Below are 23337 nucleotides of genomic sequence, written 5' to 3' on the forward strand. Positions count from 1 at the left end.
ATTTTATTGACAAAAATATTAGTTTTTGCTATCATACATCTAATTTAATAAAGAGAAGTAAAACGGTGTATGATTTAAGAAAAACAAAATTAATAGATAAAATAAGTTCACTAGAACTATATAAATATTCAATATTTTTTAGAAATTATATAGAAAATGTAGCAGAAGATTGTCTCAAGAACGGACTTGTTCTTGAGAGCGCTGACCACAATGTTAGCGAGGTTGAACTTGCTAGATTAAAGGTACAGCTTAAGAATGCTCTGCTTAATTGTATTATAAGCTACCGTTTTCATGGGATTGGCTATGTTTTAGTAAAAACCAAAGATACCCTAATAGATCTCGAACAACCCGTTAATATAGAATTACCTATTGGTTTTGAATACCTTGATTATGAATATGTAAGAGATTTGGGAGTTGATTTTGATCATATAACCTATAAAGTAAAATCCAACAATAAGAACAATTCTATAGACGCAGTTAAGATACATAAAAGTCGACTTATCATATATGAAAACTTTGATTATATCTTAAAAAGATATGTTCCTTGTTATACAGAAAGTTTTTTGCTAGATATTTATTTATTTGAAAAGATATACGTTGAAATAGAAAGACGTATTGAAAACCACAATTTCTTGTTTTACAAAGATGAATCTTTAGTACAATTACAAGACGCACTCTCTAGTGCAACAACTTCTTTAAGTGCACTTACTCAGAGTAATAATGATAGGGGAAGTGGCATTTTATCTTCTTTTTTGAGAAAACAAAATTCAAACAATCATAGTAAAGATATTTCTAATTTAAGAAACCTTAATGACTCATTAGCACAGGAACTTGCTAGGCTTAAGAGCAATCTAAATAATGAGGGAATGTTTTATACGGCTACTCCGAGTGCTAGTTTAGAGGTTATTAAATACGACCTTAGTTACTTAAAGGAGGCGTTAGCGTTAATTAAGGCGAAAATTGGGGCTGATACCAAAGAGCCCTTAACTAGAAGTTTTAATGAGCAGGCTAAAGGACTAGGAAATGATGGTAAAGGTGATAGGAGTAATTATTACGATTTTTTAAAAGGCGTACAAGAACAGGTTGAGAACTCTTGTAACTTAAAACTTACAAAGTATTTCGGGCTTGATATGAAATTTAATTCGCTGATTATGTTAAGTGAAGAACAAAAAGTAGAAAGAGATATAAAGCTAATTGAGCTTTACAGTAAATATAACCAGCTTATACAGAGTAGTTCCTTTAATAATGAGGAGCTAGCGATTTTAAAAGAGAAATTATTCTCATTTTGAGAAAAGGAGTTAAAAAGTGACTGAGAAAGAAGAAAAAGAAGACTTGCAAGCACAAGATAAAGAGGAACAGCAAATTAAGGCTGATACTAAAGTTATAAGTGCGCAGGAATTTGAAGAGTACATGCGCTTTAAAGAACAAGCAAATAGTAAATCCAAAGAGACAAGTCGAGATTTAAGTATAAACGAGCGAATAACAAAAGAACTTGCAGAAGTTGAAGAGCGGGAGCGTATTGAAAAGCAATTATTACTAGAGGCTGAGCGAATTAATGAAATTGATACACTTGCAAAAGCGCATCTTAGCAACCATTTCAATAAGGAAGTGTTACTTGCAAAAGGATACACACTAAAAGACATTATGCAAGCACAACGCAGAGAACTTGTTCGCAAGTTTGTTCCAATTGAGCAAATTAAAGCTATTGCTAAAGCGTCAGATATTAGTCATATCGATGGGGAGATATTAGAACAACTTGTTTCTTTAGCAAAAGTGAATATTAAATTAAGAAAAAATGCGAGTAGCAATTCTTCTTCTGTTGACTCTATTAAGGGCAATATTATTGCCAAATCAGAAGAGAGAGCAAGTTTGCTTGATTCTAATTTTGTTCCAATTAATTTTACAGAATTTGTACAAGCGATAAGTAATACTTACAAGCAAAGACGAATTCAATTTTATAAAAATCTAAAAAGACATAAAAGAACAAGTATTGCTTAAAGGAGTTTTTAATGAGTGATATTACAAAAATTAAAGAAGAGTTTAATAAAAAAGTTGCAGAAATTAAAGCATTAATGAAAAATCCCCAACAAGACGCGGGGCTGCTTAGCAATTCTATTGATTTTAGAGACAAAAACCTAATTTTTTCAAATTCTGATGGAGTGTGCACTAGCAGTAAAGACAAAATAGAAAATTATCCTGCTAAAGGATATCCGTACAAGCGTGGAGTTAAGCTTAGTTTTGGCGATGGTACAACAGAACTAGAAGTTGAGGCTGGAGGTGGAGACGATTTATATGGAGTGTGTTCCGATATAGATGAGTTTAGCGGTATGGCAACTGTAATTCCAATTACAAATAACTTTACTGGGTATTTAACGCTTAAGAAAGAAGGACAAAATGGTGTAAATCCAGGAGATAAATTAAATTTTAACCAACATGGGGAACTTGAAAAAACCACGGGGGCTCAAAAGGCTGTTAATGCGATAGCGCTTTCAAAAGCACATAAATTGACCGAAGATTTATTTATAGTGCTTGCTAGTGTATTTGGGAATAGAGCTATTAAAGGGTAATTAAATTATGGATTTAAAAGGTAACGGGCAAGTTGAAAATCTTGACGCTGCTGATAACCCGCAGTTAGATTTAGAGGCAGAAGTTCCTGCTGCTCCTAGGGCTAAACGGCAAGCAAGACAAGCTGAAGATGTGCAAGCAAAAGATCCCTATTTGGATGCAATTAACGAACTTGATGATGTCCTTTTGAAATTCAAAAAACATGTAAAATCGATGAGTTCGATTGAAAATAAGGTTTTTAGCAGTTCAAGCAGTTGTTTTAAATCCAAAAATGAGCGAGCTGATGTTTATACATTTGCGTGTTCAAGTTATTCAGACAAAATAGAGGAATACTATTACGATCCAGCAAATAGTTTTCCATACAAGCGTGGCGTTAAGCTTGTTCCAAAAGAGAGCTCTATATATGTGGAAGTTGGAGCTGATACTGATATGTATGGGATATGTGTAGATGTATGTGAGTTTAGTTGCACTGCGTATGTATTGCCAATTACCAATAACTTTGAGGGGTACCTTGTTACAAGAAATCCGAGCATAAAAATAGGAGAAATATTGGATATAAATAACAATGGGGTTATTATCAAGGCTGGTGGTGGGCCGCCAACCGTAATTAATGCATATGCCTTATCTGATTCATTTACAATCAATTTCGCCCCTGAAGATGGAAATCAAGATCAAGCTAGATATCCTAGGCAAGAGTATTCTATTAATTTGATAAAAGTTGCAATTTTTGGCAATAGAAGCCTTGAGAAAATAGTAAATCCTGACGGTGGTTAAGCCTTGGGCGAATAAAAGGAGGTAAATAAATGGGAGATACAACGCAATTAGTAAAAGAGTATCAAGAAAAGAGAAGTAAACTTGAAAAGTTCATGAAAAATCCCCAACATGACGCTAGTTTGCTTAGCAATTCTAATGAATTTAGAGACAAAAATGTAGAATTTTTTGCTTCTGGAGGCACTAGAACTAGTAAGCTTGACAAATTGGAAAATCATCCATTTTTGGGGTATCCGTACAAGCGTGGAGTAAAAAGAGTTATTCAAGAGGCTCAAGATAATCAAAGTCACTATGAGCCACATGTTGAGGCTGGTGGAGGTGAAGACTTATATGGAATATGCATTGACATAGATGAGTTTAGTAAAACAGCCACTATTGTGCCAATTACCAATAATTTTGAGGGCTACTTAGTAGCAAAAGATTCTACAGTTAAAGTAAAAGACAAACTTGTTTTTAATAAAGACGGTGCCCTTGAAAAGGTTACTGGAGCGCCAAATAAAGCAACTATTAATGCAACAGCATTGACTGATGCGAAACAAATTAGCAATGAAGTTTATTTGGTAAAAGTAGCTGTATTTGGAAATAAAGCTATAAGTAGAAATTAATAAAATTTGGGAGGATTTAATATGGAATTATTTGATGAAAATTATTATGCAAAAGCTGTGGCAAATATCATAGGAGAAGTTAAAGATCCTATTATGTATAAATGGTTTTCACCTGATCAAATTGAAGATGTTGATCTACAAATGGGATATCAAAAAACGGTAAAATGGGACGCGTTTTTAAATGCTAATCCTACAACAATTGCCAATGAGGTTAATACTATCTCAACTATTGGTTTTAGTTCTGAAGTGGTAAGACTTAATTATTTAAAATTACAATACAAATTCAGACATTTAAAGCAGACGTCTGAGAAATTTTATACTTCGGACTCATATATTGGGGACATTAATAATAATTTACTGCCCTTTGCTCAAGCTTATAAACTTGCAAGTAGTGAAATTATTAAACTTATAAATCACTTTGTACTAACGGGTACCGTTTCGATTCAAAAAGATGGAAAAAATCAAAAACGCCTACTTCCTAATATGTATGGACTACTTAATATGCCTGAGCAGATAAAAGAAGAAGTTGCTAGTGGTGATAAAGATAAAATGGATAAAATCTTTGAAAAGATTGAGGCGGGACTTTCAAAGTTAGAATTAGGAGATGAATTTTCCACTCCTATGATGGTAATAGTTGACCCAGCAACTTCACTTAAACTCGTAAAACCATACGCAGCAGGACAGGGTGCAGCAAGTAGCTGTGAAAAATGGGAAGATGTTTTAATTCAGACTATTAAGGCTATTAATAATAGAGAAGATGTTTATATTGAAACTTCAAACTTGCTAAAACATAAAATACTCATTTATCCACTAAATTCTGAGCTTATTAAATTTAAGCCTAGCAAGTATATGCTACCCACACCGAATGAACAAGTTGATAAAGACTCAACTGATATTGCTCATTCATACATTGATTTTGTTTTAGGCGGTCTACTTGCTACTAGAAAAACTATTTTGCAAGTTAACATAAAGCAAAGTTAAAAGTATAAGGTAAGTGAAAATGAGTGAACAAGAAAACTTACAAGCACAAGCTGAGGGAGAAGAAGAACTTTTAGTGACAAAACTTCATTCAGAAGTGTTATTGCTATTAGGAATAGACCAATTTGCACTAAGTAGGCAAAATTTTCTACTTCATTTATCCTTACTACAAGCTATTCTAGTAACACGCGGCATTGATGCCAGTTCACTTACATATGAACAAATATTTTTACTTACTTTCTACCACATGGGTTGTCAATTAAGAAAACAGGGAGTTGTTCGAGAATTTGAATTTGATAGGATCAAAAAAGAAAAATTCAATGAACTTGAACTTGATTATTATCCTAGTAGTAGTGGGGGCGAAGAAGGCGGTGAGGGGGGTTGTGGATCAAATAAGAATTTTTGTTCACAACTTGATGCATTTTTAGAAAAACTAAAAAGAGAAACTTCAACGCCATCTTGTGTGGGGGTTGTCTAATGAATGGTGTTAGAAAAAGACTTTCAGATCTGTCCTTTCGCATGATCAACGTATTTAAGGACCCGCAACCCTTAAAGTTTTATAAAGGCACTATTGTAAAGCTTGAAAATGACTCTTCTTATCAGAGAGTATTTGATAAAAATAAGTACACTGAATTCGCAGGAGTTATTATTGACATACGGCCACAAGAACTTGCAATGCTTTATGACTCTGATATGTCTGATATTCAAGGGTATTCTAAACTTTACACATATCAAGACCTTAACTATGAGCTTAAAGACCGAATATCAATTGCAGATTTAGTTTACTTTGAAATATTTAGTATTGACTCTTCAATTGGATATTTTACTTTGGTTTTAAAGGAATTTATATGGACAAGCTAGAATTTAAAATAGAATTGGAAATTGGGTGGTTTGGTGGTCGTGCGGGTATTGCTAAAATGCATGAAAAAGGGAGTAGCAATTTACCAGCAAGAAAACATTTAACCAAAATTGCTAGTAGCTCTGAGTTTAGAGAATATATCAATAATAGCTATATAAATTCTAAGTTTAATCTTGACCCTAAATCGGGAATGGAGGCTATTGGACAAGCTTTTGTCAGGTACTATGAAAATTATCTACTATCAGCACAAGTCACTCCAGCCTTAAAGGCCAATACAATCAAAAGCAAGTTTAAAAGGGGTAGTAACACTGCAGCAATTCCACTTGTTGATACAGCCAAAATGTTATCAGAGATTACTTATAAGGTAACAGTTGAATGATTTTCACTTTAAATATGGTATTAAATCATTTAACCCAAATATTTAAAGGGTTTAAGGCGTATGCAACTGAAAATAATTTTGAGTGCGATATCATAAATACCTACAATCATCCATATCTTTCAAAAATCACAGCTGCTAGCTCAAATATAATAGCATTGAAATTTGATGGCACAGAAAATCTATTTGATCATAATTCTAGAGCCGGTGCATTTTATGAAAATGCTTTGGAATTTAGTGTAAATTTTCAAGTATATATTATTGCAATAGTGTTAAACGCTCAAGATTTTGACGCTAATTCGCGTATGTTGATACTTTATAGTATGCTTAGTGACTTTCTACATAATAAAGCCCATAAGTATACTTTAGAAAGTCAATCTCAACCCGAATATATTAGCCAAATCAACCTTTATATTTATCCAATATCTAATATGCAAACAGTTGGGCTTATTAATTTAGGCACAAAATATAGCAACCATGCATACAGTGCATCTATAGCATTCAATGCTAGTGTAAAAGCAATTGAAATTTTAAAGGAGGAATACAAAATTGCCGCAAGATACAATTAGTGTAAGTTTTATTGACTCTAGGATCCAAGCTAGTAGGCCTAATTATTACAATCCACTCTTGGTTTACAAAACAGCTAAAATCAAAGTTAACAAAGATGCTGCTAGCTATAAAATATTGAATTTAACCGTTAATAATTATGAAAAACAAATTGAAACTTTAGAAAAAGATAATGGAAATGGCGAAGATCAGTTTGGAAAAGAAAAAACACTGCTTAAAACCGCAATGTTAAATTTTTTTAATTCAAGTGAAGAGTCATTAAAATCAGTCGATCTTTTCATTTATAAGGATAAGCCTGAAGAGCTAAAAAATTATCTTAAAGTACATAGGCATTCTTTTGTTGTACTTATTAACACTGAAGGCGATGCGTCAGATGATGGGCTTAAAATTTACAAAGATGACTATAATAAATTCAAAATGCCTTCAACTTTTTTTGTATTCTCAACTAAAGAACAAGAAATAAAAGAACTATTTAAAGATAAGGGCAATATTGAAAAAGAAAGAAATATTGTTGTTTACAGTAATAATAAAGACAATTTACACCTTAAATTTATAAGTCAATATTTGCATCAATCAAGTATTTTCCATGCTGTAAATCCTTATGGCATGCCGCTGGCTGCTACACCGCTTGTTGACGACACTGTAATTGGAAAGTTGCGAACTGCAAAAATCAACTTTTACTCACTTCTTAATGAAACTGGCCTTGATGGTATGCCTGCTTTTAAAGAGGGTGTTGATTTAGCTGGAAGTCCAATAGACGAGATTTTCACTTATCATTATATAAAAAATGAAGCGATTATTGAGCTTATTAGAATTTGGAATAAAAACAACAGACAAAATAGCAAATTATCTGCACTACAACTTAGTGGCTCTAGAGATAATGCATATACTTCAGCAATTGAGTGCCTACTTAAACGGTTTATTGATAGAGGGTTGATAATAGAGTATAAGAATTTAAGTCTTACTATTTCTCCTACACCACAACTTAAATTAGAACTTAGTGTGAATATTACTTATAACTTTAGCATTAATGCTGTTGCTTTAGTAATTACTACTCAAGATATAGTTGATTATCAAAACAGTTTAAGTGCTTAAAAGGGGGGCTAAAAAATGCAATTTTATGATTTAAGAGAAGTTTATTTTTCAATTGGTGGTACGCAGTTACATAGTGGCAAGCTAGAGCTTACAAGCGAACCTACAACAAGAGCAGTGATTAGTAGTGAAGATAAAGGTATGCCTGTAATAAGCTTAAGAGATCCCAAAACGATAACTTATGTTTTCAATATTGAAGTTACACTAGGCAGTCATGACTACATTTTGTTAACTGAACTTTCTGATGAACAGTTTTACAACATGGATGTGAGAAAAGAGGACAAAATGCTTGATTTAGCATTCAATGATAGAATTGCTACCAAAATTATTTCTAATTATGCAATTTTTACTGAAGAGCCTTCAAGAAGTTATTCTGCTGAGGCCGAAAAAGTATCTTTTGAAATTAGGGCTATTAATTGCCAAAAATCTAAACCGAACAACACTTAAAAGGAGAGTCTTATCATGATAATGAGATATAAAATGAAAATTTTAACTAAAAATAAAACCTATGAATATCCACTAAGAGTATTACCGGTCTATGAATGGGATAGAGTACTCGGATTTAATCAAAGTGACGCTATTTTAAAGCTTAATGAGGTCAAATACTTAAGAGAAATTACAAGCTTAATGATAAGTCAAAAATTTTTAGACGAATTCTATTTGATTTTGGATCAAAATAGAGAATTTATTTCTTATTATAAGGACTATCTTATTGCAATAATTTACACTGCACAATTTAATACTTTTCATTTAGACAATGATCTAAAAAAGCCCGCTTTAGTATATTTGAGTGAGTATGAAAATAATGTTGGTGATTTTGTTACTTTTGACTATATCAATGAAAATTTTGATTATGAAAAAGTAGCCACTTCACTTTCATCAATTACATCAAATTCCAATGAGCTGGTTGATAAATGAGCAAGAGAAATAAAGATATTGATAAAGCTATTGCAAGTCTTAATGAGACTAGAAAAAAGTATTTTAACTTGCTTGACGAGATTAAGAACGACAAATACTATTTTCCAGTAATTATGAATATTTGCTCATACGACTCGGTTAAGAAATTACCTTATGATGAGCTTTTAGAGGTCAATAGACTTGCTGATATTAAATTAGAAAAAGAATTGTATGAATTAATTTTAAGCAAGTGAGGGCTCAGTGAGCGACAAATTCACCATTAAATTTAAAGGTATTCTTGATCATGCTGCAACAAAAAAGGCTATTGAACAAGATATTTCCAAAATGGAAAAATATCTTAAACCTAAAAAATCTAGTTTGGGGAGTACTAAAGATATTGTAAAGAATAATTTGTCGGACAAGAAAAAAGAACTTAACAGACAATCTAAATTCGAAAGCTTAAGAGAGCGTGTTGAGAAATATAGACTTACACAGACTAAAAAACTTATGAAACAGGGCATGGGTTTTGAAAAAGCCAGAAAAGAGGCTTTCAAAAGATCTTTAATGTCTGATAGAGATAAAAGACGTCTTGAGTATAAAGAACTTGCAAAAGAATCAAAAGCAAAAAGTAAAATGCTAGCGGCCTCTCAAGGAAAAGGCCTTGTTGCCAAAATTGCAATAGGTAGTGCTCTTGGAAATGTCATTGGCAATGCTATGAGTAAAGTTGGAGGCGGGATTATTGGGTTTTTGTATGGTTTTATGAAAAAATCAGTTGAAAATGAATCCAAGCAAAAGAAACTACAACAACTCAATAATGTGTTTTACAGTGACAAAGAACGTGAAAATATTTGGAATGCTATTAAGGGAATGAAAGGATTTGAGCGCGATTTAGAAAAAGAAGATTTGCTGCGAACAGCAAGCGTGCTTAAAGGCCACATCCGGGAATTAAAACTTAATGATAAAGGGGGAGAGAATGTATTAAATGCTACAAAACTAGCAGCTATGTTTAGAAGCACGGGGCTTGTTGGTGATAACGAAAGTGCTGTTGAAGTTGTTTCAAAAATACTTAAAGGGGAACTTACAGAAGCTTTTAATATATTGAAACCTATAGACAAATTTGGAGAAAAATATCTAGAAGCCATGAAAAAAAAGTTAGAGTTTCTAACTCAAGAGGGAGGGAAAAAAAAGCTAAGGCCAGAGATAATTACAGACTTAATAAAAGATATATCATCTTTGAATATAATGGGTCATTCCGATAAAGTTGCTGAGGCTAAAAGTAAATTGGATAAAATAGAGCAAAGTCTTGAAAAGACAACCAGCAAAGTTTTGATGCCGGCGATTGGCAAAATAACTGATCTTATTGATACGGTTATGGGATTTGATTTTAACAAAATCATACAAAAAATCGTTGATGCCATAAAAGGTGGTATAACGGGCGCTTTTGATGGAGTAAAAAACTTTGGCAGCTCAGTAGTTAATACTGCTAGTAATGCTTATAACTACGCGAATGAGTGGTTGAATAATCTAATTTTTGGAAAGAACAACAATAACACCGGGGGGGATGATTCAGTAAATTTCAAATAAAAAGGAAATTCTATGGATATTAACAATGAAAATATTATCAATAATAATATTGAAAAGAAAAAATTCGAGGAAAAAATCAAAGATGTTGAAAAGAAAGAATTCAGGGAGATTACTCGAATAATAAGAGATGTAATAACCCAAATATTTGCTCTTTTCGGAGCAGATAATTTTTTAGTGTTATTCCCAAGAATGGATTTAAAAGGTTTGGGGTATGTACCACAATTGTTTTTTATAAAACCAAAACCCGAACTCATAACACGCACTTACAATACCAGTTATTCTAAAAGACCGGTTATCAATTATTATGATAGAAAAGCAGAATATGTCAGCTACAATCCAGTAATGACTGGTGAAAACATATCATTAAACGGTGGAATATTAACATCCTTATATAAGGATATGCTTTCTCTACTCAAAATGACTGTTTTTGGCAATACTATGCTTCGTTTTGACGCTCATCTTGCAAAAGAACAACTAGCAAATAGAATACAAGCTCAAGTTCCCTTTAGTATTTACAGCCCAACTTTTGGCCTAAAAGAATTAGCTGTAATTACAAGTCTTTCGTTTAAGGATATTCCTTTCATTGATGAGGTTGAAGTTAGTCTATCAATGGAAATAGTAAAAACATTTGAATTGGAAAAATATAAAGGATAAAAAATGCTGTTACTACAATATGATTTTAAAATTGAATTTTACAAAGAAAAACAATCCTTAGAAAAGGATACAAGCGCTAAGGATTCTTTAATTGAAGAAAAACAATCCTTAGAAAGGGATATAAGCGCTAAGGATTCTTTAATTGAAGAAAAACAATCCTTAGAAAGGGATACAAGCGCTAAGGATTCTTTAATTGAAGAAAAACAATCCTTAGAAAGGGATACAAGCGCTGGGGATTCTTTAATTGAAGAAACTCCTAAAATTATAATAAATACGCAATATGGAATTCATGTTGATATTACCATATCTAATGAATTTTCAAATTATAATTTTGTAAAATCTAAACGAACAAAAATTGTACTTTGGAATTTGCCTTTAGACTTCACCAACGACATTGAGGTGGGAGATATAGTAAAAATATATTATAAGAAATTTGCTCATGAAAAAAATTTTGATTTCATAATGGCGGGTTACTTGGGGACTCCTATGAGCACTGATTATCCTAGTGGGGATTTTAGTGTTGAGCTTGACGTTCGGTTAGCGGTTAGTAGCAACTTCTTTGATCGAAAATTAGAGAACAAAAACTTCAAGGGGAAAACGGTGCAAGAAGCAATAGAATCTGTATTTCCTAATCGCAATATTATTAATATGAACAAAGAAGATCGTCTTAAAATCATTGACAAAGATATTTATGCCACAACACCAAAAGAATTTGTTGACAAAATAAAAGGAATATATATTCATGACGTAATAGCTGATGTTGGTGGTGACAGCTTTGATGTTGAATGTAATTTTATATTTACTAATGATAGAACAATTGAAGCAGATGAAAATTACAAAGCTTTAGAAGATTATGGACTTGAATTCATTCCACAACAAGAAATTGCTATTGAAGGTGAATACAAGTTAAGACGTGTATATTGGAACGCACAAACATTTTACACACATAAACTAAAAATTGGCGATAAAGTTTCATTTATTGATGGACTAGGGAAAATGATAAAAACCACCATAAAAGAAACAAGTGCAAGACTTAGCAACGCAGGAGAGTGTTCATTAATACTTAAATTAAAGGATGACTCTGATGATTCTGATTAAATGTAGAAAGCAAGGGGGATTAAAATGACCAAAGACTATAAAATTTACAGAATGAATCAGCGACTTTATGGGCATGCATTAGCACAAGAGGACGTTAAAAATTGGATTTATTCAAACATTTTTATAATTAAAATTGGCACTGTAAAGGAGTTTAAACAACAAACTCAAGAAGCTATTGTTACAATACCCGAATTTGAAGATTTAAAAATTCACACAAAAAATATCTCTAATATCAGTTTAGAACTATCAAAAGGTGATACCGTTTTACTACTTCAATCAAGCGTTAATATTTTTGATAAAAATAATGATATTCACTTTGACAAACATCATTTTTATATACTTAGTGCAATTAGCCCAAAGACTTTAAATCTAATCTCTGATACTGTTAAAATTAAAGCAAACAATAACATTGAAATAGCTAACCAAACAACTAGCTTAAAAACAATTCTCAAAAATATTGTGAGTGCTATTGAGAGGTTGAAAATCGTAATAGATCCAAACACCAAAGCCCCCACAATAGACCAGATCACCTTAATCCCGACAACTGCTAAAATTAATTCTGATATTAATAGTTTGTTTAAGTAATTTTTGCTAATTATGGTATAATTAATAGTATGGATTTAAGATTAGGCAATAATTTTGAATTGGTATTTAATAACGATTTATCACTTGTTGATGGAATTGATGAACAAAAACAAAGATTTTTGATATTTTTAAAAACCTTAAGGGGTAGTTTAAGCTATGCTCCTCATTGGGGACTGGACTATTTCTTGCTTTTAAAACTGTTAAAAATTAACAATCTTCACGCTGTAAAAAATTATTTTCACGAAATATCTAAAGAACTTAACCTAGATTTAATAAACATCTCAACTACTATACAAGACAATAAAGCACACATATCCTTTTTTTTCTCAGGCGATGTTTTGAATATGGAGTTTAATTTATGAGCATAGTTTTTGATTCTGATTTTGGCATTTTAAAACGTACAATTAAGGATATTGTAAGATCGAAAAGAGAATATTTGCGTGTAAATTATGGGATTAATATTGATGATAACCAAAGCTCAATTTATAACATTATTGCGTCTTCTTTAGCATTAATTGAAGAAGAAATAATTAATGAGCTTAATCTATTTTTTTCTAAAATGAAACCGGGTGGCACTTATTGGGCTGCTATTGAAGAACACATTTCTTCTAAAAGCACAACTTACAGTGCGGTTCGCAATGCTTTACTTAATCTTGATGGGATTGAGTACACCAATATTAAAAGTGCAGCTGGTAAAGCCAATATATATCTAATTCTAAAGGAAACTTTACTAGATAATAGTAAATCTAATATTAACAGTCCTGAATTTAAAGCAAAACTTTGGGAAACATTATATCTAACAACCCCTAGTGGTACTTTACTTGAGGGAGACATAGAAATTGATGGCCTCAATTCAACTGGTCAACGCAAATCCTACAAAATATCACTAGGAAAAAGAAAATATGTTTACATGAAAGCAAAGTATAAACTTGACCTTAAAAACTACCTCTACTTAAACATAGATTCTCAAATTAGAGATATATATTCTAGGATTATTTCAAATAACTATTCTGATATGGGAATTAGCTTTGAATATCAAGACTTTTTTGCTCCAGTTAATGAAGTTAAAGGAATTAAGTTTATGGAAATAAGTGCTTGTATTAAAGATGCAGACACTGAGAGTATTGCAAAAATTACTGATAGCGATTTTAAAAAAAATCAAGATATTTCTATTACTGATGATACAATGCTACTTTTCAATACTACAGATCGATTGCTTATTGATATGGATAGTTAACAAATATGAAAATATCTAATTTATTTAATGGCACTGAGATTCATAAATTTATACGTACAGAAACAGAATATGCACAAGCACTACTTAATGAGCTTAAGACTCTTAATTCCAACTTCATATCCATTAATGCAATAGAAAATATAAAATCAAGATATATTGCAATATGGATATCTCAAGTTTTATCTATCTTTTATGCAAAAACTCAAACTTTACAAAGTATTACAAGCAATATTAATAGTGTTATTTTTGCTTTACGGCATATTGGTACTGATGAGTCATTTAGACTGATTTTCAAGACCTTTTTAAATGTGGACATTGAAGTTACTACTCCTGAAGCTGGGGTTATTGATATCTCTTTAAAAGGGGTAATAAAAACAAACTTTACTACCTTTATTTCGCCTAGCACTAAAAAAGGGAAACGTCTTAAAAAGATATTACTTAGAGAAAAGAAACCGGGATATGCTGCATCGAAAAAAGCTTTAGTATTTAACTCACTTCCTAAAGGATATGATCATTCAATTTATGCTTTTATTAAGAGAATTATTCCTATTGGTAGAGTTCTCAAAATTAATAATACAGATGGTAACAATATTATAACTTTTAACAACTAAGGAGGTTTTATGGCTGATGATCAAGAAAAATTACTGATTGATGAAGAAGAAATAGTTCAAATAAAAGATTTAAATAAGGTTACGACCGTTAACAATACTGATCTTTTACTGCTTGATGATGGAGCTGCAAGCAGCAATGCTATCACCTTTAAAAACTTCTTAAAAACCGTTAATCACCAAACATTTAAAGGCGAAGAGCTAGGCTATTTTAAAGAGATAATTAAGTCTACAATCGCTACTGAACTTGTAGCTGATAAAGATTTTATAAAAAGCATTTACGATTTAATCGTTGACAAGCTAATTGAGAATGAATCTAGTAAACTTTCAAATCTTTATGGAAAAATAAGATCTTCCCTTGAAAGTGGCATATCATCTACCACTCTATCTAAAGATGACTATCTTTTAACACTTCGTCTTTTCGGCACTATTCAAAAAACACCCGTTCCTAAACAACTGCTTGGCTTACCATCCGAGTATCTTCCTATCGGCAATAAAACTTCAGGTACTGCCTTCTATCCGCATGAATACAAGGGGAAAAGAACGATTATTAATATGGACGATTACGGTGATGTAACTCTTTATTGTAATAAAAGTAGTGACGATGATCCAGTTTACCTTGATATTGATATTGACATAAAACACCAGAGCAATGGGAGGAAATCATTACATGTACGGTATTCCGATGAAAGTCAAAAAAACCTAGTTTATCTGCATCAGGGCTCCTCTTCAGTATCTATTCGAGTTCCTATGTACAAAGGATGGTATATACAAAAAAGAGTCCACATATCAGGAAATCCGGTCCCATATTTTTGCAAATTATAAAATTTTTAGCAAAAATTATGGTTTTGATATATAATATACATATAAAACTAAAAAAATTAAAATGAAGGATTAAAAAATGGATAGTATTAAAATAACCGAACTTCTTATCAATTTAAATGAAATTAAACTTATAGCCGTAATGATTTTTGTAACAGTACTGGTTTTAGGAGTGTTAATTCTTCTTAAGCCTTTATTAAAAGACATTTTGACTATTGTAATAGGCAAGCTTTTTAAGAATGGCAATGGGAATGGCAAAAATCACATTAAAAAAAGAGATTAACTTATGAAATTATCTAAAGATAATGTTGAGCTTGGACTTACGTCTTTATCAACCCTTATTGATATATTTTCTAAATTTGAAGATGAATTTGATGAAATTGCACATAAAGGATTCTTTTTGCTTTATGAGCTGTATTCTCATTATCAATTAATCTATACAGCAAATATGGAACGACTTGAGAGTGCATTAACCCCAACAATAAATAAAGCACTCGCTCCATTAAATGAAAAAATCAATCAATGCATTGATTTAGTTAATTCTAATGAAAAAAATCTCAAAATATCTAATGATCTGAAATTCAATCGGGAAGGAACCCCTATCTATAAGGAAAGACCAAATAATGCAAAATAACACTATTGGTTTGGGGCTTAATTTACTATCCAGCTTAACTAATATAGCTAAAACTGATACAAACATAGATCATAATTACATCAATACTTTTAGTAAAGTAATAGATTTTTTCTATAAAACATATATAAGCACACTAAAATCTATGGAAACAGCTGAGTCAGTGAAAATATTTGAAGAAATACAAGACATTTTAAAATACAATATTGAGATAATAGAGGCTATCTCTGCTGACAAAAATAAAAAAATTATCACTTCACTTAAAGCAACACGCAACAAAATTATGAAAGAATATATCAAAATGCTTAAAAGGAGTGAAAATGCTTAAGAAATTGTATTGTCTACTAATTGCTTTACTATTGTGTTGTACTACTATTGCCAACCTACCAGAAGAGCCAAAACCTCCAATTATTCAAACACTAAAATATTTAGCCAAATATGAAACACAACTTTCAGAGTATGTTATGTACCTTGTAACATTTTTAGCTAAAACAAAGGTTAAAGTTAATGATCCAAATTATCCAGAATATCCTTATCCAGACTTATCAACATTAAAAGACGAACACTCTATACCTGCGGTAAGACATAATATCAACATATATTTAGAGTACATTAAAAAAACAAAACCAATAGCGGAAAAAGTCTATAATCAATATTCTCAGTTAAAAATGTAAATTACAAAAAGGTTTTTCTTGCAAGAAATTCTACTTCACATATAAAAATCTCTAAAGCTAACTAATCTAAAATAGTGTATAATATGACTATAAGGGAAAATTTTATGGAAACATTGTCAACAAGCGTTAGCGGTATTAGTCAAGAACAAATATATAAAGAATTTCTTAGACTGGGTATGGAACAATTAATAGCACAAGATTTATCTAAAAGATATTATCATAATGAGCTAACGTATAGAGATTTAGAAAATTTAGAAAAACAATTTGATATAAAATTTGATAATCTTATTTTTAAGATCGATACAGTAGAAAAGAATTTAAACGCTAAAATTGATAGTATTAAAAATGAACTTAATACTAAAATAGATAGTTTAGACGCCAAAATAGACAATGTTGAAAAGAATTTAAATCTAAAAATAGATAGTTTAGACGCCAAAATAGATAATGTTGAAAAGAATTTAAATCTAAAAATAGATAGTTTAGATACTAAGATAGATACTGTAGAGAAGAATTTACAAAAGGATATATCTAATTTAGACACTAAAATAGACAATGTGGAAAAGAATTTGATGTCTCTTTCAGAAATGCTTAAATGGGTATTGGGAATCATGGGAGCAATGTCTATAACAATGATAGCAGGGCTAATATTTGCTTTCATTTCTAAATAGCTACTACCTCACTTAAAACATATCAATTCAAATAATAATTGTTTATCCAATATTTAGTATTAATAATTAATTTATTAAACATTATTAATAAAAAAAGGAGTAATAATGCAAATCATCAACATATTATTTTGTTTATTTTTACTTATGTTAAACGGCTGTAATTCTAATGATAATGACACTTTAAAAAACAATGCCCAACAAACGAAAAGCAGGGGAAAGCGCGATTTAACCCAAAAAGAAATAACACAAGAAAAACCTAAATCTAAAGAAGAACTACTTAGAGAAAAGCTAACTGATGATCAGAAAACACACCTTGACTGGTTAAAACCCGCTTTAACTGGTGTTGGAAAATTTGATAAATTCTTAGAAAATGATGATGATAAAATAAAATCAGCACTTGATCATATAAAGAGTGAACTTGATAAATGTAATGGAAATGATGATGGGAAAAACACTTTCAAAACTATAGTTACAGAATTCTTTAAAGGTAATGATATAAACAATTTTGCAGATCAAGCAACTGCTACCTGTAATTAATCTAGCAGCCCCCATAATGGGGGCTTTACTATGTAAGAATCTTGCTATGCTGCAAATATCTCATCAAACCGTTCGTATTCTTTTAAGACACTAAAGAATATTAATGGACTAGGGCCATAAGCAGTCCTCTTAAACGACACAAACTTTTCAAAATCTTGTAAATCCTTTAATCTATTATTTTTCTTGAAATAGTTTTTTATAATCTCCGCCCAATAGTTTACACTCTTAAAATCACTATTTTTCTCAAAATACGAGATTAAATCAGATTCAATTTTCTTGATATCATCAAAATTATTGGGGTCTATATTCTGAATAAAGCTTATTTTTTGAATAATTGAGTTTATATTATCTTTTGTTGTAGGGCTATTTACCCAATCTTTTATATTAGACAATGCTTCTTTAAAAACACCGTAATAATAAAGCCTATCTTTTTTTTGTTCTTGCTTAATATCTCTTTTCTGGTTTTGAATAGTGTTATTTTTTTGAATTTGATTAATCTCTTGTTTTTGTTCCCTTTTTTGTTCTTGCTTTTGATTAACACTAGCTTGTTTGTTGGGCATAGAATTTTTGTTTTCATAATTATTGTAAATAGGTGCTGCATCAGTATCCATTTCACTTCTTATGCAAAGATGCCCTACTAAAGCGTACCTTTTGAAATAAGTAATAGCTGATCCAACAAGTTGTGGCAATGTATTTACATTTTTAGAGCCATTTTCACTGTTCCATTGTAATTTATCTGTATGAATTGGGGTATCAAATGAGTATTTGTACCCAGTACTTTTACTGTAAAAAGTGGTCCTAATAACATCAACTATGCCATATGGATGATGTGTAAAAGTTGCATCTTGAAAAAAACCAAGCTTTAAATTATGCTTTTTAATAACGTTATAAATTTCTTCTATTATGTCATTGAAATCCTGATACTTATATCCGTACCCTTTAAGACTTTTGTCAATGCGTGGCAAGTTCATTCTTAAAGTATCCATATCATTTAAGAAGTCTATTTCTGCTTGAATATTATTTTGTATTTCTTGATTATTATTGGTTGACATGTTTGTCATATTTTTACTCCTAATTTGTATTAATAAATATAAGTATATAGCAAAAACTATTTTTGCCAACTTTTTTACAAAAAATTTTTTAAAAAAATAAGGCTTGGCTAGTACTTTGCTCTAGCGAAGCCCTATTCTTAATTTTTAGGATTATCACATAATGATAAAGTTAATCTTACTACACATAAATATATAACAAAAACTATTTTTGTAAGGATTTTTAAAAAAAGTTCATGCAAAAAATTAGGGCTTAGCTAAATTCTCTTGTTAAAGAACTTCGCTAAACCCTTGTATTATTTTTTGCAAATTCAAATTAGGTAGTCAAAACTGAAAAATGTCCAAATAACTACTCTGTTTGTAGTGTATCCCAATTCAGAATTAAAATCAATTTATATTTTTACTAAATAAAAAATTTTATTTATTTTTTAACAAAATTAATAATTAAAATTTAATATTTTTTTAGAAAAGTATTTACTTTTAAATCAAAATTTTGCATTATAATAATTATTATTAATTCAAATTAGGAGAAAAACATGAAAGGCCTTTCAAAAGCTATAAAAAATCCCACTTGCCACAACAAACACCAACACAAATTAATATCTCTTACTTCAACACTAGATTTTCTAAACAAAAAAGATAAGAAATACACACAACAAAACATACTCTACTACTTTAATGAAAATCTTAAAAGAAATGGTCTAGCTTCCACTACTTTAAGAACAATGCAAAATTATCTTTATAAATTAGACAAAGTACTAAAAGTTACAACTAATTACTACCAACACATGGGTGTAAATTGTGGAACTGAAATTTACTATAAGCTAAAGTATCCCAAAAAAGAGTGTTACCAGAAAATCAACATGTACTTTAAAGAACGAAAAAACTCTAGATTTAAATCTAGAGTTAATAACCATTTTAAAGACAATATTTCTATAAATGGTAGTGTAAATTCAGTGGAGTGCTTAAATAATAAGAATAATAAAAAAGAAGAAAGAAAAATTAATCAAAAAGAGAAATATCAACTAAGAAATTATTTCAATAAATGTAACTTTTTATATAAAGAAATTCTTCCATTTTTATTAACATTAAATGTTGATAAAGATACTATGATTAAAATAATCAAAAACATAAAAAGAGTTGAAAATAAATTGCTAAAAAACACAAATTTAAATAAATCTTGCTTTAAAGAAAAGCAAGAGAAACTAAAAAGAATTCTAAATAACACTCAGAAAGAATTCGAAAAAAATGGATATAATTCGGAACAATTAAAGACAAATTTACAAAAAGTATACGAAAATTACAGATATAAGCCCCATTTTATTATTGAAAATCATAAATATAGCGATTTAAGTTACATAAAACGTAAGTTAGAAAAATCTATTGAAAGAAAAAAAGAAAATTCTCAACAAAATTATCAAAATTTAAAGACAAACATTTTTAATATCCTTATTGAACAACTAAAAAAAGAAACAAATATTGAAATTCTAAAGCCCATTGTAAAAAAATATTTGAATAACCAGAAGAAAATAGAATACAATAAAGTATTTGGTACATATTATCTTGAATTATTAGAAATAATAAAAAATAAAAGAAAATCTTTAGTCACAGAAGAATTTAACATAAAGGTCGTATGAGGATTTAACATGGAAAATGCACTAGAACCTATTGAAACCGTAAAAAAAGGAAAATGTAAAGTTGAATGCCAAAATAAAGAACGCTTTATTTTGATTGAAAAAGAAAATGGGAAAGCAATGTACCATACAAAAATAATGATGGATATTTATAAATTTGGAGTTTACGAGAAAAAACATGAATTTAGATTGTCATTAAGGGCCCTATTTAATGGAGAAAGAATTGTTGAAGAAACTCACTTGTATCCAATTAAAGAAGGAGATAAGTTCATTGGCATTTTTTATGGCTATAGAAAACCAATTAAAAAACCATTAATAAAGTATCAACTAAATGGAACTAGAAAAGCATATGCATTAGCAAGAGCGTATTATATGGAATTTAGATTTAAAGCCGGAAGTGTTTTTTGCTATTTTAAGGGTCTATATCGTTTATTGGATAAAAAAAGAACAAATAATCACTACAACAAAGTTTTATTTAGTATGTTTACGGATTTAGAACAACAAGTGTATAAATTTTATGGGAAAAAATACCCGGAACAAGGACCGTTAATCAAATGGATAATAAAAAACCTAAAATAATAACAATTGCGTCAATTAAGGGTGGTGTTGGTAAAAGCACAACTTGCATAGCATTGGCATTTTTGTTATCAAAAAAAAATAAAGTATTGTTAATAGATATGGATACTCAAGCATCAGTCACTAGTTACTATCAAGACAAAATACAAGAAGATAATATAAATTTAAAATTTAACAATATATATGAAGTTTTGGCCAATGATTTAGATATTGAAAAAGCAATTGTAAATATTGAAGACAATTTGGATTTATTGCCAAGTTATTTAAGTTTACATATGCTTAATGAAATCGAAATAGAATTTAAAGACTTGCTATTAAAATCAAATTTAAGCTGTTTTAACAGTGATTATAAATATATTATATTGGATACAGCCCCTAGTTATGATATTGCATTTAAAAATGCAATGTTTAGCAGCGATTATATTATTGTTCCAATAATAGCTGAAAAATGGGCAGTTGAGTGTTTGGATTTATTCGATTATTTTTTAAATAAATTGAGTATAAAAATTCCATTATTTTTACTCATAACAAGATTTAAAAAGAATAATACACATAAGGAATTTCTAAATTTATTAAAGAATAGGGGGGATTTTTTAGGTATTATCTCTGAAAGGGAAGATTTAAATAGAAATATAGCCAGCAATTCTAGATTTTCCTTAGAAAAAGATTATATGCATGAATATAAAAATGCTATTAATAAATTTTTGGAATATTTAAAAATAGTGGATAAGGTATAAAACGAATTAATTTAGGTTGTCCCTAATAAGGACAATCTATTAATGATAAAAATTTTTTTATTTGAGGTGATATTATGTTGGTAAAAATAAACAAAAGAAATTTAGAAGAAAAGGACAACGATCAATTAGAATATTATGAAAAATTAAAAAGTAAATTAGTAAATAATTTTAAAAAAGAAATTTTTCATAAAATAGAATTTATTAAAATTTTAAAAGAGATAAAAGACAATGAATATTACAAATTAGATGGATATACAAGTTTTAATTCTTTTGCAAAAAATTATAGAATAGCAAGAACTCAAGTGTATGACTATATTAGAATAGCCAATGCTATGGAAGAGGGTCTATTAGAAGAAACATTTATCATAGAAAATGGACTTACTATGTCTTTATTGTCATTAAGAGATAAAGAAAGTCCAACATTTAAAAAATCAAGGCAAAATCCCATAAAACCATTAAGATTCCAGCTTAAAAGTAAAGAAAGTTACGATTTTTATAAAAGTAATGCTAAATTTACAGGGTTTTTATTAGATGAACTTTTTGAAAGTCAAAAAGATTTGATTAATAAATTCTTAAGAAGATATAAGCAAATAAAAGGATAATAAAGGGGATTTTATGAGAAATTTGGCCCATAATGCTATTAAAATAGAAAATATAAGGTTAGAATTTTTAAATAAAGGGTTTAGTGAAGAGACAATAGATTTTGTTTTACTTCAGAATGACAATTACAACTTTGAAGTTCTAAAAGAAAAAATGAATTCTTTAGAGCAACAAATAATTAATGCAGAAAAGAATTTTCAAAAAGATATAGATGGTGTTTATATTAAAATAGATAGTGTAAATACTAAAATAGATAATGTAGAAAAAAGTTTAAATACCAAAATAGATAGTGTAAAAAACGAACTTAATGCCAAAATAGATAGTGTAAAAAACGAACTTAATGCCAAAATAGATAGTTTAGATACTAAGATAGACAATGTAGAAAAAGCTTTGCAAAAAGATATATCTAGTCTAGATAATAAAATAGATGTTTTAAAAAACGAACTTAATGCAAGTAATAGAACAATACAAGTAATACTAATAATGGGAATAACACTAGCCCCAATTATTTATTCTATATTCAATAAGTATTTCTTCAATTAAGAATGATTAAAATTTTATAAAGTAATAAGTTAGTATATAGCTTGAAAGTAGAACTTATTTGAATTTTTTAACAAGATAATTTAAATAGGTTCTTTTATTTTAACAAATACAAATTGATTTTAATTTTAAATTAAACAATGCTTAATTGTTGAAAAGCTTATTAAAATTATTTTAATAAGTGAATTCGGTTAAACCCTAGACTTTATTAAGTTCTTATACAAGAGAATTTAATAAAGCTTTTATTAATTATAATAATTTCTATAAAAAAGTTGGCAAAAATAGTTTCTGTTATATATATGTATGTGAATAGCTAAAAAAGTTTATTGCTATCAAAAAAATCCAATTAAGTTGGGTTTAGCTAAGTTCTTAGATAAGAGAATTTAAATAAGC

General features: G+C 29.5%; 34 protein-coding genes. 33 read left to right on the forward strand and 1 reads right to left on the reverse strand.

Going from position 1 to position 23337, the window contains the following annotated elements:
• Positions 1–65 precede the first annotated feature (65 nt).
• The 28 genes from QIA22_RS06500 (at position 66) to QIA22_RS06635 (ending at position 17808) form a co-directional block, all read left to right on the forward strand.
• On the forward strand, positions 66–1289 hold the full coding sequence (locus QIA22_RS06500; RefSeq protein ID WP_418456987.1) for a phage portal protein: 1224 nt from the start codon (positions 66–68) through the stop codon (positions 1287–1289).
• A gap of 16 nt (positions 1290–1305) precedes the next feature.
• Positions 1306–1998 carry a DUF1357 family protein gene (locus QIA22_RS06505; protein WP_418456989.1) on the forward strand — a complete coding sequence of 231 codons (693 nt, stop codon included), beginning with the start codon at positions 1306–1308 and terminating at the stop codon, positions 1996–1998.
• A gap of 11 nt (positions 1999–2009) precedes the next feature.
• Positions 2010–2567 carry a DUF228 domain-containing protein gene (locus tag QIA22_RS06510; RefSeq protein WP_367611789.1) on the forward strand — a complete coding sequence of 186 codons (558 nt, stop codon included), beginning with the start codon at positions 2010–2012 and terminating at the stop codon, positions 2565–2567.
• A gap of 7 nt (positions 2568–2574) precedes the next feature.
• On the forward strand, positions 2575–3339 hold the full coding sequence (locus tag QIA22_RS06515) for a DUF228 domain-containing protein (RefSeq protein WP_418456991.1): 765 nt from the start codon (positions 2575–2577) through the stop codon (positions 3337–3339).
• 29 nt (positions 3340–3368) lie between these two features.
• Entirely contained in the window at positions 3369–3941 is a 573-nt protein-coding gene (locus tag QIA22_RS06520) for a DUF228 domain-containing protein (protein ID WP_418456992.1), read from the forward strand.
• Between the two features lie 21 nt (positions 3942–3962).
• On the forward strand, positions 3963–4922 hold the full coding sequence (locus QIA22_RS06525) for a hypothetical protein (RefSeq protein WP_367611795.1): 960 nt from the start codon (positions 3963–3965) through the stop codon (positions 4920–4922).
• A 19-nt stretch (positions 4923–4941) separates the two neighbouring features.
• Positions 4942–5397 carry a DUF3890 domain-containing protein gene (locus tag QIA22_RS06530; RefSeq protein ID WP_367611797.1) on the forward strand — a complete coding sequence of 152 codons (456 nt, stop codon included), beginning with the start codon at positions 4942–4944 and terminating at the stop codon, positions 5395–5397.
• Positions 5397–5780: a DUF1506 family protein gene (locus QIA22_RS06535; protein ID WP_367611799.1), complete on the forward strand. Its 384-nt coding sequence runs from the start codon at positions 5397–5399 to the stop codon at positions 5778–5780. Before QIA22_RS06530 ends, QIA22_RS06535 begins: the two co-directional genes overlap by 1 nt.
• On the forward strand, positions 5768–6157 hold the full coding sequence (locus QIA22_RS06540) for a hypothetical protein (protein WP_367611939.1): 390 nt from the start codon (positions 5768–5770) through the stop codon (positions 6155–6157). The genes QIA22_RS06535 and QIA22_RS06540 overlap by 13 nt, the downstream gene beginning before the upstream one ends.
• Positions 6154–6723 (forward strand): DUF764 family protein, encoded by a 570-nt coding sequence (locus QIA22_RS06545; protein ID WP_367611803.1) that lies wholly within the window; start codon positions 6154–6156, stop codon positions 6721–6723. The genes QIA22_RS06540 and QIA22_RS06545 overlap by 4 nt, the downstream gene beginning before the upstream one ends.
• The gene (locus QIA22_RS06550; RefSeq protein ID WP_367611943.1) at positions 6704–7816 is read left to right on the forward strand and encodes a DUF787 family protein; all 1113 of its coding nucleotides are present in this window, start codon (positions 6704–6706) and stop codon (positions 7814–7816) included. The genes QIA22_RS06545 and QIA22_RS06550 overlap by 20 nt, the downstream gene beginning before the upstream one ends.
• Positions 7817–7831: 15 nt before the next feature.
• On the forward strand, positions 7832–8260 hold the full coding sequence (locus tag QIA22_RS06555; protein ID WP_010258866.1) for a DUF1463 domain-containing protein: 429 nt from the start codon (positions 7832–7834) through the stop codon (positions 8258–8260).
• 15 nt (positions 8261–8275) lie between these two features.
• A complete protein-coding gene (locus QIA22_RS06560; RefSeq protein ID WP_418456994.1) occupies positions 8276–8731 on the forward strand; it encodes a DUF1473 family protein in 456 nt (151 codons plus the stop codon).
• Positions 8728–8964 (forward strand): DUF1322 family protein, encoded by a 237-nt coding sequence (locus QIA22_RS06565; protein ID WP_012672310.1) that lies wholly within the window; start codon positions 8728–8730, stop codon positions 8962–8964. Before QIA22_RS06560 ends, QIA22_RS06565 begins: the two co-directional genes overlap by 4 nt.
• Positions 8965–8971: 7 nt before the next feature.
• Positions 8972–10294: a DUF759 family protein gene (locus tag QIA22_RS06570; protein WP_418456996.1), complete on the forward strand. Its 1323-nt coding sequence runs from the start codon at positions 8972–8974 to the stop codon at positions 10292–10294.
• A gap of 12 nt (positions 10295–10306) precedes the next feature.
• Positions 10307–10948: a DUF792 family protein gene (locus tag QIA22_RS06575; RefSeq protein ID WP_418456998.1), complete on the forward strand. Its 642-nt coding sequence runs from the start codon at positions 10307–10309 to the stop codon at positions 10946–10948.
• A 3-nt stretch (positions 10949–10951) separates the two neighbouring features.
• A complete protein-coding gene (locus tag QIA22_RS06580) occupies positions 10952–12046 on the forward strand; it encodes a DUF693 family protein (protein WP_418457000.1) in 1095 nt (364 codons plus the stop codon).
• 24 nt (positions 12047–12070) lie between these two features.
• Positions 12071–12631, forward strand: coding sequence for a DUF777 family protein (locus QIA22_RS06585; RefSeq protein ID WP_418457002.1), 561 nt, complete (start codon positions 12071–12073; stop codon positions 12629–12631).
• A gap of 29 nt (positions 12632–12660) precedes the next feature.
• Positions 12661–12993, forward strand: coding sequence for a DUF2634 domain-containing protein (locus QIA22_RS06590; RefSeq protein WP_002658459.1), 333 nt, complete (start codon positions 12661–12663; stop codon positions 12991–12993).
• Positions 12990–13868 (forward strand): DUF276 domain-containing protein, encoded by an 879-nt coding sequence (locus QIA22_RS06595; protein WP_418457004.1) that lies wholly within the window; start codon positions 12990–12992, stop codon positions 13866–13868. Before QIA22_RS06590 ends, QIA22_RS06595 begins: the two co-directional genes overlap by 4 nt.
• A 5-nt stretch (positions 13869–13873) precedes the next feature.
• A complete protein-coding gene (locus QIA22_RS06600) occupies positions 13874–14479 on the forward strand; it encodes a DUF735 family protein (protein ID WP_367611821.1) in 606 nt (201 codons plus the stop codon).
• A gap of 9 nt (positions 14480–14488) precedes the next feature.
• On the forward strand, positions 14489–15301 hold the full coding sequence (locus QIA22_RS06605; protein WP_367611823.1) for a DUF685 domain-containing protein: 813 nt from the start codon (positions 14489–14491) through the stop codon (positions 15299–15301).
• Positions 15302–15377: 76 nt separating this feature from the next.
• Entirely contained in the window at positions 15378–15581 is a 204-nt protein-coding gene (blyA, locus tag QIA22_RS06610) for a holin BlyA (RefSeq protein WP_367611753.1), read from the forward strand.
• A 3-nt stretch (positions 15582–15584) separates the two neighbouring features.
• Positions 15585–15932: a BlyB family putative holin accessory protein gene (locus QIA22_RS06615; RefSeq protein ID WP_418456953.1), complete on the forward strand. Its 348-nt coding sequence runs from the start codon at positions 15585–15587 to the stop codon at positions 15930–15932.
• Complete coding sequence (locus tag QIA22_RS06620) at positions 15922–16257, forward strand: BlyB family putative holin accessory protein (protein ID WP_418456932.1); 336 nt, start codon at positions 15922–15924, stop codon at positions 16255–16257. The genes QIA22_RS06615 and QIA22_RS06620 overlap by 11 nt, the downstream gene beginning before the upstream one ends.
• Positions 16250–16603 carry a BBA14 family lipoprotein gene (locus QIA22_RS06625; RefSeq protein WP_418456955.1) on the forward strand — a complete coding sequence of 118 codons (354 nt, stop codon included), beginning with the start codon at positions 16250–16252 and terminating at the stop codon, positions 16601–16603. Before QIA22_RS06620 ends, QIA22_RS06625 begins: the two co-directional genes overlap by 8 nt.
• 104 nt (positions 16604–16707) lie before the next feature.
• On the forward strand, positions 16708–17271 hold the full coding sequence (bdr, locus tag QIA22_RS06630) for a Bdr family repetitive protein (protein WP_418456957.1): 564 nt from the start codon (positions 16708–16710) through the stop codon (positions 17269–17271).
• A 105-nt stretch (positions 17272–17376) separates the two neighbouring features.
• Positions 17377–17808: an Mlp family lipoprotein gene (locus QIA22_RS06635; RefSeq protein ID WP_418456959.1), complete on the forward strand. Its 432-nt coding sequence runs from the start codon at positions 17377–17379 to the stop codon at positions 17806–17808.
• A gap of 44 nt (positions 17809–17852) precedes the next feature.
• Here the strand turns inward: QIA22_RS06635 and QIA22_RS06640 are convergent, their stop codons facing one another.
• Positions 17853–18869 carry an ERF family protein gene (locus QIA22_RS06640; protein WP_418456961.1) on the reverse strand — a complete coding sequence of 339 codons (1017 nt, stop codon included), beginning with the start codon at positions 18867–18869 and terminating at the stop codon, positions 17853–17855.
• Between the two features lie 524 nt (positions 18870–19393).
• Between QIA22_RS06640 and QIA22_RS06645 the strand changes: the two genes are divergently transcribed.
• The 5 genes from QIA22_RS06645 (at position 19394) to bdr (QIA22_RS06665) (ending at position 22947) form a co-directional block, all read left to right on the forward strand.
• Positions 19394–20494: a plasmid maintenance protein gene (locus QIA22_RS06645; protein WP_418456962.1), complete on the forward strand. Its 1101-nt coding sequence runs from the start codon at positions 19394–19396 to the stop codon at positions 20492–20494.
• A gap of 9 nt (positions 20495–20503) precedes the next feature.
• Positions 20504–21070 (forward strand): DUF226 domain-containing protein, encoded by a 567-nt coding sequence (locus tag QIA22_RS06650; RefSeq protein ID WP_418456964.1) that lies wholly within the window; start codon positions 20504–20506, stop codon positions 21068–21070.
• Positions 21046–21804: a ParA family protein gene (locus QIA22_RS06655; RefSeq protein WP_418456966.1), complete on the forward strand. Its 759-nt coding sequence runs from the start codon at positions 21046–21048 to the stop codon at positions 21802–21804. Before QIA22_RS06650 ends, QIA22_RS06655 begins: the two co-directional genes overlap by 25 nt.
• A 74-nt stretch (positions 21805–21878) precedes the next feature.
• A complete protein-coding gene (locus QIA22_RS06660) occupies positions 21879–22406 on the forward strand; it encodes a chromosome replication/partitioning protein (protein WP_418456968.1) in 528 nt (175 codons plus the stop codon).
• A gap of 13 nt (positions 22407–22419) precedes the next feature.
• On the forward strand, positions 22420–22947 hold the full coding sequence (gene bdr, locus QIA22_RS06665) for a Bdr family repetitive protein (protein WP_418456970.1): 528 nt from the start codon (positions 22420–22422) through the stop codon (positions 22945–22947).
• The last annotated feature ends 390 nt before the right edge of the window (positions 22948–23337 follow it).

Source organism: Borreliella kurtenbachii (genome assembly GCF_030437945.2).
Lineage (GTDB): Bacteria > Spirochaetota > Spirochaetia > Borreliales > Borreliaceae > Borreliella > Borreliella carolinensis.